This window comes from Streptomyces sp. NPDC056835 (genome assembly GCF_042789485.1).
Lineage (GTDB): Bacteria > Actinomycetota > Actinomycetes > Streptomycetales > Streptomycetaceae > Streptomyces.
Genome location: NZ_JBHUBB010000011.1, coordinates 227951 through 240408 on the forward strand (window position 1 = coordinate 227951; position 12458 = coordinate 240408).

The following is a 12458-nucleotide window of genomic DNA, read 5'->3' on the forward strand; positions in this document are numbered from 1 at the left end:
CCCGCCCCGGCTCCACCCGGTGCCGGAGCCGGTCCGCGCGCGCCGACGGGTACGATCACGGCATGCCGCCGGACTCCGCTGACCAACCTCGCTCATCTGCGGAAACGGCACGCAGCGCAACAAACCCCGGTCTAGGATTGGATAATCCATGCGACGGGCGACGGGCGACGGGCGACGGGCGACGGGCGACGGGCGACGGGCGACGGGCGACGGGCGACGGGCGACGGGCGACGGGCGACGTACTCTTCGCCGCCCGGTCGGCGAACGCCCTGCACCGGCTCCTCGACGTGCTCCCCGTCTTCGCCGGTGACGCCCGGATCCGCCGGCTCTTCACCCTCGTCCCCGGCTCCGTCTTCGACGTCGACGCCCTGGCCGCCATCGAGCGGGTCCACGCCCGTACCATCCCGTGGGACGAGGCGTGCGGGCGCCCGTTCGATCTGATCCTCGCCGCGAGCCCGAAGGGCGATCTCGGCCTGCTGCACGGTGACCGCGTGCTGCTTCCGCATGGAGCGGGGTTCAACAAGACCATCCGCGGCGAAGGCTCCGGCGACTCCGCCTCCGGCCTCGATCCGGCCTATGTCCTGCCGGGCGGTCGCCCCGTGTCCACCCTCTACGCGCTGGCCCACCCCAGCCAGGTCGCACGGCTGGCCGCCGTCAGCCCGCTCGCCGCGAGGCAGAGCGCGGTGGTCGGTGACCCCACCCTGGAACGGTTGCTCGCGTCCCGCTCCCACCGCGACCGCTATCGCGCGGCCCTCGGGACCGGTGGCCGCAAGCTGATCGTCCTCACCTCCACCTGGGGCCCCGAGTCGCTTCTCGCACGGCGCCCGACGCTGCCCGCGGAGCTCGCGGCTCGATTGCCCCATGACCGCTACCAGGCGGCACTGGTCGTGCATCCCAACGAGCGCAGCCGGACAGGCGCCCTCGATCTCGCGGAACGCCTTGCCCCCGCCCTCGACGCCGGCCTGATTCTCGCCGGGCCGTACGAGGAGTGGGCCGCGGTGCTCGTCGCCGCCGACGCGGTCATCACCGACCACGGCTCCACGGCTCTGTACGCCGCCGCTCTGGACCGTACGGTGATCGCCGCCTACGACGGAGGCGACGAACTGATCCCCGGCAGCCCGATGGCCGAACTCCTCGACCACAGCCCGCGCTTGGCGCGACCCGACAGCCTCGAAGCCGCAGTCGAAGCCGCACTCGACTCCGCAGTCGACTCCGCGCTCGGCGCACACCGTCCCGGCGCCACCCGCGCGTTCGCGGATACTGCCTTCGCCGAGCAGGGCCGCGCGCTGCGGCGGCTGCGAGAGGAGGTGTACGGGCTGCTCGGACTCGATCCGCCGACCGCTCCGGCAACCGCCCGTCTTCTCCCGCCGCCCGCCCCGTCCGCCCGCGTACCGGCCGCCTTCGCGGTACGCGTCCACATCAGCGGCACCGAGGTGCGGGTCGAGCGGTATCCCGCGCACAGCGACGCGCCCGCACATCATCTCGCCGCTGAGCACGGAACCGCCAGTGAGCGGCACGCGCAGAGTGCGGGGCTGCTCTACCGCCGGGCCGAGCGGCCAGGGGACGCCCCGCACCGCGTCGTCCGGACGGTGGCCGGATGGACCGCCGACATTCTGGACAGCTATCCGGGATGCCGTACCGCCTCGGTCATCCTGTCGGCGTCGTCGCTCTGTGTGGTGCGCACCCGCTCCGGGGCATTGCTCACGGTTCGTATCTCCCCCTGCCGGGAGACCGATCGGATCGTGCACGCCGATCCGGCCGCTGTGCTGAGTGCCGTCCACGCGTGGCTGGCCGCGCGTCCCGGACCGCCCGCCGCCGAGACCGATGCCGAGACCGATGCCGCTGCCGCTGCCGCTGCGATCAACTGCCGGATCGGGGGGCGACTCTTCCCGGTCCGGCTCTCCGCCGCCACCCCGGACGAGGCCGAACTCACCGTCTAGACAAGGCCGTTCCGCGCCCGGATGACACGCGCGCCCTCACGGTGTCCCCGTGCCTCGGTCGCGCGTCCCTCCTCCTCGGCCAGGGCCGCGAGCGCGTCCAGGATCCGCGCCTCGTCGTGGTCGGCGCCGCGCTCCCGCGCGCTGTCCAGCGCCGCCACGTACAGCTCGTGTGCCGCACTGCCCCGGCCAAGACGGTGCAGCACGCCTCCCAGCGCGAACCCAGTCCGCGCCGCCAGGCGTACGCGCCCCAGCCGGCCCGCCGCCGTACGCGCCTCTTCCAACAGCTCTGCGGCCCGCTCCAGTTCACCCAGTTCGGCGAGGGCTTCGCCCAGCCGGTAGGTCTGGAGCATGACGCCGTACTCGTTACCGATCGCCCGGTGGACCTCGCGCGATGCCTCGAAATCGGCCGCCGCCCCGGCCCAGTCGCCACGCGCCGACCTCAGCATGCCGTGGAACTCGACGACCGACGCGCCCAGTTTGCGGAACTGGTCCGACTCTCCCAGGGACCGCGACGCGGTGAGCGCCTGTGTGAGCTCTCGCTCCGCCTCCGTGAACTTCCCCTGCTTCCAGAGCGGGCGTGCCAGTTGGCAGCGCAGCCGTACGATCAACGGAATGTGTCCGGCCCGCTGAGCCGCTGCCAAGGCGGTACGGAACGCCTCGATGCCATCGGTGTAGTGCGGGTGATCGAGGTAGTGGGTCCACAGGGGCTCGCCGAAGGCCGCGGCCTCGGTGTCGTACCCGCGCGCGTAGGCGAGGTCCACGCAGTCGTACAGCGCATGACGCTCGGTCTCCAGCCAGCGGAACGCGCGTTCTTTTCTGGCTACCGCGTCGGTTGCCGTGCCCTCACCGTCCTCGAACGGGACATCAGGGGCGCCGGGGATGGGCTCGACCACGTCCGCGAAGGTCATGCGGGTACCCGCCGCGTACAGATCGGCGCGCTGCGCCTGCCGTAGCAGCCAGCGCACCATGCGCAGCCGCCACTCGGCTCGCTCTTCCCCGGTGCTGTCGTCGGCCCGGCGCTTCGCGTGCGCGCGCAGCAGCTCGGGCAGACGTTTCCGGTCGTCCCCGGTGTCCGACACATCCCTGGTGTCGAGTAAGCCGGCCGTCTCCAGCTCCTCCAGCGCCCGGTCGGCGGCGTCCCGTCCACGGCCCAGGACCGCCGTGGCGGACTCGGGGGTGAAGGACGTCCCGGGGATGCTCGGCAGCATCCGGTAGAGCAGTGCCGCCTCGGGGCCGAGCCCTCGATAGGCCGCGTCCCACAGCACTTCCACCATGGGGATCCCCTTCCCGTGCAGTTCTGCGGTGAGCTCGTCGATCAGCCGCGGCAGAGGACCGCGCCGGTGCTTGCGAATCCACCGGCCGGCGACATGCAGGGCCGCCGGCAGACCGCAGCAGAGGCGGATCAGCCTGTCCGCGGCCTCCGGCTCGGCGTCCAGCCGCGCGTCGCCGGCGACACTCCGCAGCAGTTCCATGGCATCGGGCGGATCCAGCGGGGGCAGGGCGAGATCGACCGCCGCGCCGTTCTCAAGGTCGTACAGCGGCCCATGACTTGTGGCGATCACCACGCTGTCGCCGGACGTGGGCAGCAGCGGTACGACCTCGGCGGCGTAGCGCGCGTTGTCGACGACGATGACGAGGCTCGCGCCTTCCGTCTTCGTCCAGTACTGCTTGCACCGGGCCTTGAACGACGGCTTCAGCCAGTCCGGTTCCACCCCGAGTGAACCGAGCAGATCCCCGAGAGCGTCGCCGACCTCCACCACGCCGCCGCGCCTGAGGTCGTCGAGGTCGACATAGAGGACCCCGTCGGGGTGGCGTGGTCGCAGCGTACGGGCCAGCCGGAACGCCAGCTCCGTCTTTCCCGTGCCGCCCAGCGCGCTCAGTGCGAACAGCAGCGGGCGGGACTCCCCGTCCCGCTCCCGCTCCCCCTCCCGCTCCCGCTCCGCGACAGCCGTGGCGGCCAGCGCCTGTTCGCGCCGTCGGCCGACGAAGTGCGCCACCGGCGGAGGGATCTGATACGTCATGGTCCATGTCTACCAGCCGCCTCGGCCGCCACGGCCCGATAGGCGGAATCGAACCAGTTCACCGGCCCGTGCCGGACCGGGCGGCGACGCCGGATCCGCCGGTTGTCCGCGTTCCGTCTGCCGATATCGTGCGTGCGTCGGCAGCCGGTGGAGGAGTGTCGTCCGATCAGGTCGAGGAGTAAGCGATGGGTACGTCGGCGGGATCTGCCGGAGCGGGCGGGCTGCGGCGGCATCTGGGCGTGTTCGACGCCGTGGTGATCGGGCTCGGAGCGATGATCGGCGCGGGGATCTTCGCCGCTCTCGCGCCGGCCGCGTCGGCGGCCGGGTCCGGGCTGCTGCTGAGCCTGGCGGTGGCCGCGGTGGTGGCGTACTGCAATGCCACCTCCTCGGCGCGACTGGCCGCCCGCTACCCGAAGTCCGGCGGCACATACGTCTACGGCCGCGAGCGTCTCGGTGACTTCTGGGGCTATCTGGCCGGCTGGGGCTTCGTGGTCGGCAAGACCGCCTCCTGCGCGGCGATGGCCCTGACGGTCGGCGCGTACGTATGGCCCGGCCAGGCGCACGCGGTGGCGGTGGCCGCGGTGGTGGCGCTGACCGCGGTGAACTATGTGGGCGTACAGAAGTCCGCGTGGCTGACGCGGGGCATCGTCGCGGTCGTGCTGGCGGTCCTGGCCGCCGTGGTCACGGCCTGTCTGACCGGTGGCACAGCCGAATCCGCGCGGCTGGACCTGGGCACGGACGCCACCTTCGGTGGGGTGTTGCAGGCGGCGGGGCTGCTGTTCTTCGCGTTCGCGGGCTATGCGCGCGTCGCCACCCTCGGTGAGGAGGTACGGGACCCGGCCAGGACCATTCCGCGCGCGATCCCGCTCGCCCTGGGCATCACGCTGGTCGTCTACGCGGGCGTCGCCCTCGCGGTCCTTTCGGTGCTCGGGCCCGACGGCCTGGCCGGGGCCGTCGCGCCACTGGACGAGGCGGTGCGGGCCGCCGGGGTCCCGGGGCTGGTGCCCGTAGTGCGGGCCGGGGCCGCGGTGGCGGCGCTCGGCTCGCTGCTCGCGCTGATTCTCGGTGTCTCCCGTACCACGCTGGCCATGGCCCGCGACCGCCATCTGCCGCACGCCCTGGCCGCCGTCCACCCGCGCTTCGAGGTGCCGCACCGCGCCGAACTCGCGGTCGGCGCGGTCGTCGCCGTCCTGGCCGCCACCGCCGATGTGCGCGGCGCGATCGGTTTCTCGTCCTTCGGCGTGCTGGTCTACTACGCCGTCGCCAACGCCTCCGCCTGGACGCTCACCCCGGCCGAGGGTCGCCCCGCCAGGATCGTGCCGGTCCTGGGCATGGCCGGTTGCCTGGGACTGGCCTTCGCCCTGCCGGCGGCCTCGGTCCTCTGGGGAGCGGTGGTGCTCGCGCTCGGCGCCGCCGCGTACGGCCTGCGCAAGGCGGTCACCCGCCGCTGACCGGAGCTCCGGGGCCGCGGGGGCTCCCGCGGACCTCCGGGCCGCTCGGTCCGGGGCCGCACGGTCCGGGGCCGCTCGGTAGGAAGGCAGGGCCGGTCAGCCCCTGGGAGGTCGCGTCCCGCGGGGGCACGCTGGACGTGGAGGAGCGTCACGCGTCCGGATGGCGGGAGGGAGCATGCACCACACGCCGCACACCGTGAGCGAGGTGATGACGCGCCCCGTGGTGGCGGTGAGCCCGCGGGCCGGGTTCAAGGAGATCGTCGCGACCATGGCGCGGTGGAAGGTGAGCGCCGTGCCCGTGCTGGCGGGCGACGGCCGCGTGGTCGGGGTGGTCTCGGAAGCCGATCTGCTGCCCAAGGAGGAGTTCCGGGACGCTGATCCGAGCCGTCTGGAGCAACTGCGCCGTCTCGATGATCTGCGGAAGGCCGGAGCCCTCACCGCCGAGGACCTGATGAGCGTCCCCGCTGTCACGGTCCGCGAGGACGCCCCCCTGCCCCGGGCCGCGCGGACCATGACCCGGGGAAAGCTGAAACGGCTGCCCGTGGTCGATGGCGAAGGCATGCTCCGGGGGATCGTGAGCCGTGGTGATCTGCTCAAGGTGTTCCTGCGGTCCGACGAGGATCTCGCGGAGGAGGTACGCGCGGAGGTGGTCGAGCGTCTCTTCCTGGTGTCCCGCGAGAACGTCCGGGTCAGCGTCACCGACGGCGTCGTGACGCTCAGCGGTCGTATCGGCGACACCGCGCTGGTGCCGGTGGCGGCCCGGCTGGTGCGCGCCGTCGAGGGGGTCGTGGATGTCGAATGCGATCTGGTGGGGCCGGGTGCCCCGGCCACGGCGTCACCTCCGGCGGGATCGCGCCCCTGAACGACGGGCGACCACGAGGGACAGCCAAGCGCCTGGCGACGAGTTCAGCGCCTCGATACACCGGCCCGCGTACCCGGCGGCGTTTCGCCGGGGAATCCGCTGGTGCGCCACGACCCGCCGTCCGGCGTCACCGCGAACCCTTCGTAGCCGTCGAGGGATTCCAGCCAGTCCCGTGCCGCCTCCCCCATGGCGAAGGCCGCGGTCGCGTACGCGTCGGTCATGGTGAGCCGGGCACCGACCACCGTGACGGACGCCGGGCCGCACGCCGGCGTGCCGTGGTGGGGGTTGAGGATATGGGCTCCGCGCTCCGTCTCGCCCGAGGTGGCGATGGCCAGGTCGCGCCCGGTGACGACCGTACAGAGCTCACCGGGGCGCAGGGGGTCCGCGATCCCGACGCGCCACGGGGAGCCCGGCACCGACTCGCCCCCGAGTTGCAGGTCCCCGCCGCCGTTGACACAGGTGTTGTACGCGCCGGCCTCGCGCAGGATCTGCGAGGCGCGCTCGACGGACCACCCCTTGACCAGCCCGGACGGGTCGAGGACGCCGCCCGCGAGATGGCTGAACCAGCCGCCGGTGTGCCGTACGGCCCGCTTGCACAGGTTGAGGACTTCCCGTACTTCGGGGGAGCACTCTTCGAGTCCGATCTCACCGCGCCAGAGACGGCAGATGACGCTCTCGGGCCGGTACGTGGAGTACACCTCGTCGACATGGTGCAGCCAGCGCACCGCCTCGCGCAGCGCGGCCTCGACGGCGGGCGTGCGCGGGTCGCGTATGTCGAACGAGAAGACGGTGCCCATCACGTGCTCGACATGGCGCCAACCGCCACGCCCCGGCGCTTCAGCCGCACCCGTACCCGTGCCAGTACCCGTACCGGTACGGGTGCCCGTAGCTGTTTTCCGATCCGTATCGGACTCCATCAGACACCGGCCTTGTCGAGTGCGCTCTGCAGGGACTGGATATAGCCCTGACTGGTGTAACTGGCGCCCGAGACCGCGTCGATGTGCGCGCTGTGTGCGGTGAGCGCCTCTTGGGTCAGTCGTGGCACCGCGTAGGCGGTGATCTGCTGGTCACGGCCGGATCCGGACGGTACCCGCAGCACCTTGACCTCGGTGAGTTTCCCGCCCTGGACGGTCGCGGCGACCTGCACCGTGCCGTACTGGGTGTCGACGGGATCACCGGTGTAGGTGCCGTCGGCCGGACGCGCGCCACTCGCCGGGGGCACGGACCGCGTCGGCGACGGGGCCGTCCCGGTCGGCGGTGTGCCACCGCCGAGCGCGGAGGTCGCGGTGGTGTGGTGCGGCTTGAGCGCGAGCAGCAGGACGACCAGGGAACAGGTCGACGCGGCGGTCAGGACGGCTCGTCGCACGGTGGTCTCCTCAGAACTCGAACGACTCGTGATGGATATGACGGCCCGGCACCCCGGCGCCGCGCAGCGCGCGTTTGGCGGCGTCGGTCATGCCGGGCGGCCCGCACAGATACACCTCGTGCGCGGCGAGGCCGGGCACCAGCCTGCTCAGCGCGCGGGCCGTCAACGGCGAGGAGTACGCGGCCGGTTCGTCGACGACGTAGTGCACGACAGCGCCGCGGGCCGCCGCTATCGCGTCGAGTTCGGCGCGCAGGGCGAGGTCTTCCGGACGGCGGGCGCGGTAGATCAGTGTCACCTCGCCGGGAAGCGTCTCGAACAGAGCCCTCAACGGCGTGATCCCGACACCACCGGCCAGCAGCAGCGTCTTGCGCGATCGGCTCCGGGCCGCGGTGAAGGAACCGTACGGCCCCTCGGCCCACACCCGCGTCCCCGGCCGCAGCCGGGCCAGCGCCGCACTGTGCCCGCCGGCCTCCTTCACCGTGATCCGCAGATGGCGGGCGAGCGGCGGCGCGGAGAGGGAGTACGGATTGGCGGTCCACCACAGGCCCGGTGCGAGGAAGCGCCAGCGGAAGAACTGACCGGGCCGCGCGCCCAGTTCGTCCAGGTGCTCGCCGGTGAGATGGACCGATACGACGCCGGGCGCCTCGTACCGGAGGTCGGCGACTCGCAGCCGGTGGCGCAGCGCCCGCCGTACCGGGACCAGGAAGCGGTACCAGCCGATGAGCACGGCGACTCCGATGTACAGCGTGTACCAGGCCGCCTGGGCCGGCCGGTTGGCGACGAAGTCGGCGCCGTTGCTGAGCTGGTGGAAGAAGGCGAGGAAGATGGCCAGATACGTGGCGAAGTGCAGGTAGTGCCAGGTCTCGTAACGCATCCTGCGTCGCGCGGCCCGCGCCGAGACGATTCCGGTGCCCACCAGCAGCACGAAGGCGGCGGTGGCTTCGAGCATGTCCGGGTAGGCGCGCAGGAGTGTGGTCGTCTGGTCCACCACGCCGGTGTGTGCGGTGAGGGAGTAGCCCCAGATGATCAGCAGGGTGTGGGCGAGTACCAGCGAAACGGTGTAGCGGCCGCCCATCGCGTGCCAGCGCGCGAGCCGGTCGGTGCCGACGCTGTGGTCGAGGAGCGGTATCCGCGCCATCAGCGCCACCAGCACGGCGCAGGCGTAGCCCGCCAGGAGCCCGGTGATCCGGCCGGCGTCGGTCAGCCACTCGCCCGCGCCCACGACCGACGCCGTGTCGCTCCACCACAGGGCGAGTACACCGGCGGCGCCGGCCCAGATCGCCCCCAGCGTCACCGCGGGGACGGCGGAACGCGGCCGCCGCGGCGGCCCCACGCGGTCCGTGGTGCGCCGCGCGTGGGACGCGCTCGTCGTCGCGCTCGTCATGGGCCCTTCTTTCCGCCGGTGGCCGCCGGCGGAAAATCTCCACCGGTGGCCGCCCAGCCTGGCAACCCAACTTCTGAGGACCTTCTGAGCGCCGTCGCTCCTGGCCTATTCAGAGGAAACTCAGAGCGAGCCCTGAAGCACACGCCCCCTGACGCGGGAGATGCTGTGGGGACCATGGACAACCACAGCCACCCGCCCCGTCTGTACGGCGCCGACGGCGGCCCGGTACGGGTCCTCGTCGTCGATGACGAGCCGGATCTCACCGAGGTCCTTTCCGGCGTGCTGTCGGGCGAGGGCTGGGACGTGCGCACCGCCGCCGACGGCGCGTCGGCCGTCGCGGTCGCCCGCGCGTTCCGTCCGCACGCCGTCGTCCTGGACTGGATGCTGCCCGACATGGACGGTCTGGGGGTGCTGCACCGGCTGCGCGGGGAGCTGGAGCATGTGTGTGTGCTGTTCCTGACCGCGCGCGACTCCGTCGAGGACCGGATCGCCGGGATCACCGCGGGCGGCGACGACTATGTGACCAAGCCCTTCAGTCTGGAGGAGGTGCTGGCCCGGCTGCGCGGGCTGCTGCGGCGGGCCGGTATGGCGCGCGAGACGAACGGTGACCGGCTGCTGGTCGTGGGAGACCTGGTGATGGACGAGGAGGCCAGGGAGGTCACCCGGGGCGGTGATCTCGTCGAGCTGTCCCGCACGGAGTTCGAGCTGCTCAGGTTTCTGATGCGCAACCCCCGCAGGGTGCTGTCGAAGGCGCAGATCCTCGACCGGGTCTGGTCCTACGACTTCGGTGGCCGGGCGCATGTCGTGGAGCTGTACATCAGCTATCTGCGGAAGAAGATCGACGCGGGGCGCCCCGGCATGATCCATACCGTGCGCGGTGTGGGCTACGTGCTCAAGCCGGAGTCCTGATGCCGGCCCCGTCGCCCGGTCTTTCACCGCGTGGTCCCGCGTCGCATGGTCCCGCGTCGCGTGGTTCTTCGTCGCGCTCCCTGTGGCCACGTACCCTCCGCGGGCAGCTGACCGCCGGGCTCGTCGTGCTCCTCGCCCTCGCCTGCCTCGCGGTGGGTGTCACCACGGCCTACGCGCTCGAAGGCTTCCTCGTCGGCCGTATCGACCAGCAGCTTTCCGCGTCCGAGGGGAAGTTCGCGGCGAGCCTGGAGCACGAGGCCACTCCGGACCGCGACAACCGTGCCGACACCAGGGGCCAGTCGAAGGGCACCTTCGGAGCCCGGCTGCTGCGGGGCAGGACCACGCAGGCGGCCGTCGTCAGGAACGAGGGCGACTCGCTGAAGGTTCGGCTCACGACGGACGACCGGCGGGCACTCGCCGCGCTGCCCGTGGACGGAGAGGGTCACACGCTCCGGCTGTCGGAGCTGGGGCACTACCGGCTCGCCGCTTTCAAGGGCGACGACGGCGATGTGCTGATCACCGGACTGCCACTGCGCCCCGTCGAGGAGACCGTGCACCGGCTGGAGTGGGTGGAGGGAGCGGTCTTCGGCGTGGCCCTGGTCGTCACCGGAACCCTGGCCGCGCTGTGGGTACGGCTGTCGCTGCGCCCGCTGCGCCGGGTGACCAGCACCGCGGCGAACGTGGCCGAGCGGCCCCTCGCCAGCGGTGAGGTCGCCATGCCGGGCCCCGTACCGGTCACGGACCCGCGCACCGAGGTGGGCCAGGTCGGAACCGCGCTCAACCGCTTGCTCGGGCATGTCGGCAACGCCCTGGAGCGACGGCAGGCCAGTGAGGAACGCCTGCGCCACTTCGCGGCGGACGCCAGCCATGAGCTGCGCACCCCGGTGGCCAACATCCGCGGCCACGCGGAGCTCGCGCTCCGGCACAAGGGCCCCGTCCCGGCCGAGGTCCGGCGGGCGCTGGACCGTATCCAGTCCGAGTCCGAGCGTATGAGCCGCATGGTGGACGACCTCCTGCTGCTGGCCCGTATCGACGCCGGCCGGGCCCTTGAGCGCGGGCCCGTGGACCTCACGCGGCTGGTGCTCGACGCCACGGACGACGCGCGGGCCGCCGGACCCGGCCATCGGTGGCTGCTCGATCTGCCGGAAGAGGCCGTGACCATGACGGGCGACGAGCACCGTCTGCACCAGGCCGTCGGCAACCTCCTCGCCAACGCCCGCTCGCACACGCCCTCCGGTACGCGGGTCACCGTCCGGCTGGTGGCCGACGAGGACGGCATCCGGCTGAGCGTGGCGGACGACGGCCCCGGCATCCCCGAAGAACTCCAGCCCGAGATCTTCGGCCGATTCGTACGCGCGGACATCAGCCGCTCACGCGCGGCGGGCAGCACGGGACTGGGGCTCGCCATCGTGTCCGCGGTGGTCTCCGCGCACGGCGGCACGGTCGGCGTGGAGAGCGCCCCCGGGCGCACCGTGTTCACGATGACCTTCCCCGCGTCGCTGCCCGCGACTCACGGCGCGGAGAACCGTGAGCGTGACGCCGACGCCTGATGGCGAACGCGCGATGTGGGTGGGTGAACGCGCGATGTGGGCGAACGCGCGATGTGGGCGAACGCGCGATGGCGGCACTCACTCGTCCAGGACCGGCCGGGACCCGGGAGGGGAGCCCCGAACGAGGACCTGGACGGCCCATGCGCGGGCCCCGTTCGGCCCTGGTACGCCCACCGGAGCCCGCGCCACGATGGTGGGGTGGCGCCACGATGGAGGGGGCGCGGGCCCACGACGGCGCGGAGGACTGGCATGGACGAGACACGGGACTTCCCGGCGCGGAAGCCGATCCGGGTGTTTCTGCTCGACGATCACGAGGTCGTCCGGCGCGGGGTGCGGGATCTGCTCGACGCGGAGCCGGACATCGAGGTGGTCGGTGACGCGGGCTCGACAGACCACGCACTGGCCAGGGGTCCGGCGCTGCGGCCCGACGTGGCCGTTCTCGACGTACGGCTGCCGGACGGTGACGGGATCACGGTCTGCCGGGAGCTGCGGTCGCGGATGCCCGGCCTGGCGTGTCTGATGCTCACGTCGTTCGATGACGACGACGCGCTGCTCGACGCGATCATGGCCGGGGCGGCGGGCTATGTACTGAAGGAGATCAAGGGGTCGGATCTGGTGGACGCGGTGCGTACGGTCGCCTCGGGCCGGTCCATGCTCGACCCGGCCACGACGGCCCGGCTGATGAGCAGTCTGCGCGGCGAGGACGCGGAGGAGCAGCGGCAGGAGCCCGACGCGCTGTCCGGGCTGTCCCCTCGCGAGCGCGAGATCCTGGGGCTGATCGGCGAAGGGCTGACCAATCGGCGGATCGGCGAGCGGCTGTATCTCTCCGAGAAGACGGTCAAGAACCATATCTCCCGGCTGCTGTCCAAGCTCGGCGTCGAACGGCGTATCCAGGCCGCCGTCCTCGCCACCCAGGCCGCCCCGCCATCCGCCGGCCCCGGCCCCAGCCCCAGCCCCAGCCACGGAAGCCACTGA

Annotated in this window: 10 protein-coding genes; 6 read left to right on the forward strand and 4 right to left on the reverse strand. The window is 72.4% G+C overall.

Going from position 1 to position 12458, the window contains the following annotated elements:
* Nucleotides 1-137 precede the first annotated feature (137 nt).
* The gene (locus ACFRMN_RS15455; RefSeq protein ID WP_383018998.1) at nt 138-1940 is read left to right on the forward strand and encodes a translation initiation factor 2; all 1803 of its coding nucleotides are present in this window, start codon (nt 138-140) and stop codon (nt 1938-1940) included.
* Here the strand turns inward: ACFRMN_RS15455 and ACFRMN_RS15460 are convergent.
* The gene (locus tag ACFRMN_RS15460; protein ID WP_383019000.1) at nt 1937-3961 is read right to left on the reverse strand and encodes a hypothetical protein; all 2025 of its coding nucleotides are present in this window, start codon (nt 3959-3961) and stop codon (nt 1937-1939) included. The two genes, ACFRMN_RS15455 and ACFRMN_RS15460, sit on opposite strands and share 4 nt — an antisense overlap.
* A gap of 185 nt (nt 3962-4146) precedes the next feature.
* On the opposite strand from ACFRMN_RS15460, the gene ACFRMN_RS15465 reads away from it, so the two are divergent.
* Nucleotides 4147-5412 carry an APC family permease gene (locus ACFRMN_RS15465; RefSeq protein ID WP_383019003.1) on the forward strand — a complete coding sequence of 422 codons (1266 nt, stop codon included), beginning with the start codon at nt 4147-4149 and terminating at the stop codon, nt 5410-5412.
* Between the two features lie 175 nt (nt 5413-5587).
* A complete protein-coding gene (locus tag ACFRMN_RS15470) occupies nt 5588-6274 on the forward strand; it encodes a CBS domain-containing protein (RefSeq protein WP_383019005.1) in 687 nt (228 codons plus the stop codon).
* 44 nt (nt 6275-6318) lie between these two features.
* Here ACFRMN_RS15470 and ACFRMN_RS15475 read toward each other — a convergent pair whose 3' ends face one another.
* The 3 genes from ACFRMN_RS15475 to ACFRMN_RS15485 form a co-directional block, all read right to left on the reverse strand.
* Nucleotides 6319-7071 carry an FAD:protein FMN transferase gene (locus ACFRMN_RS15475; protein WP_383019007.1) on the reverse strand — a complete coding sequence of 251 codons (753 nt, stop codon included), beginning with the start codon at nt 7069-7071 and terminating at the stop codon, nt 6319-6321.
* 119 nt (nt 7072-7190) lie between these two features.
* Entirely contained in the window at nt 7191-7640 is a 450-nt protein-coding gene (locus ACFRMN_RS15480; RefSeq protein ID WP_383019010.1) for an FMN-binding protein, read from the reverse strand.
* Nucleotides 7641-7650: 10 nt separating this feature from the next.
* Nucleotides 7651-9024, reverse strand: coding sequence for a ferric reductase-like transmembrane domain-containing protein (locus tag ACFRMN_RS15485; protein WP_383019012.1), 1374 nt, complete (start codon nt 9022-9024; stop codon nt 7651-7653).
* 174 nt (nt 9025-9198) lie between these two features.
* Here ACFRMN_RS15485 and ACFRMN_RS15490 point away from each other — a divergent pair, with 174 nt between their 5' ends.
* From ACFRMN_RS15490 to ACFRMN_RS15500, 3 genes are all read left to right on the forward strand, one after another.
* Nucleotides 9199-9933: a response regulator transcription factor gene (locus tag ACFRMN_RS15490; protein WP_383019014.1), complete on the forward strand. Its 735-nt coding sequence runs from the start codon at nt 9199-9201 to the stop codon at nt 9931-9933.
* A gap of 125 nt (nt 9934-10058) precedes the next feature.
* On the forward strand, nt 10059-11483 hold the full coding sequence (locus ACFRMN_RS15495; RefSeq protein ID WP_383019017.1) for a sensor histidine kinase: 1425 nt from the start codon (nt 10059-10061) through the stop codon (nt 11481-11483).
* A gap of 249 nt (nt 11484-11732) precedes the next feature.
* Nucleotides 11733-12458 carry a response regulator gene (locus tag ACFRMN_RS15500; RefSeq protein WP_383019019.1) on the forward strand — a complete coding sequence of 242 codons (726 nt, stop codon included), beginning with the start codon at nt 11733-11735 and terminating at the stop codon, nt 12456-12458.

Excerpts from the sequence above, each read along its gene's own strand:
- ACFRMN_RS15485 (WP_383019012.1), bottom strand. The coding sequence starts at position 9,024 with ATGACGAGCGCGACGACGAGCGCGTCCCACGCGCGGCGCACCACGGAC.
- ACFRMN_RS15470 (WP_383019005.1), top strand. The coding sequence starts at position 5,588 with ATGCACCACACGCCGCACACCGTGAGCGAGGTGATGACGCGCCCCGTG.
- ACFRMN_RS15475 (WP_383019007.1), bottom strand. The coding sequence starts at position 7,071 with ATGGGCACCGTCTTCTCGTTCGACATACGCGACCCGCGCACGCCCGCC.
- ACFRMN_RS15490 (WP_383019014.1), top strand. The coding sequence starts at position 9,199 with ATGGACAACCACAGCCACCCGCCCCGTCTGTACGGCGCCGACGGCGGC.
- ACFRMN_RS15500 (WP_383019019.1), top strand. The coding sequence starts at position 11,733 with ATGGACGAGACACGGGACTTCCCGGCGCGGAAGCCGATCCGGGTGTTT.
- ACFRMN_RS15460 (WP_383019000.1), bottom strand. The coding sequence starts at position 3,961 with ATGACGTATCAGATCCCTCCGCCGGTGGCGCACTTCGTCGGCCGACGG.
- ACFRMN_RS15465 (WP_383019003.1), top strand. The coding sequence starts at position 4,147 with ATGGGTACGTCGGCGGGATCTGCCGGAGCGGGCGGGCTGCGGCGGCAT.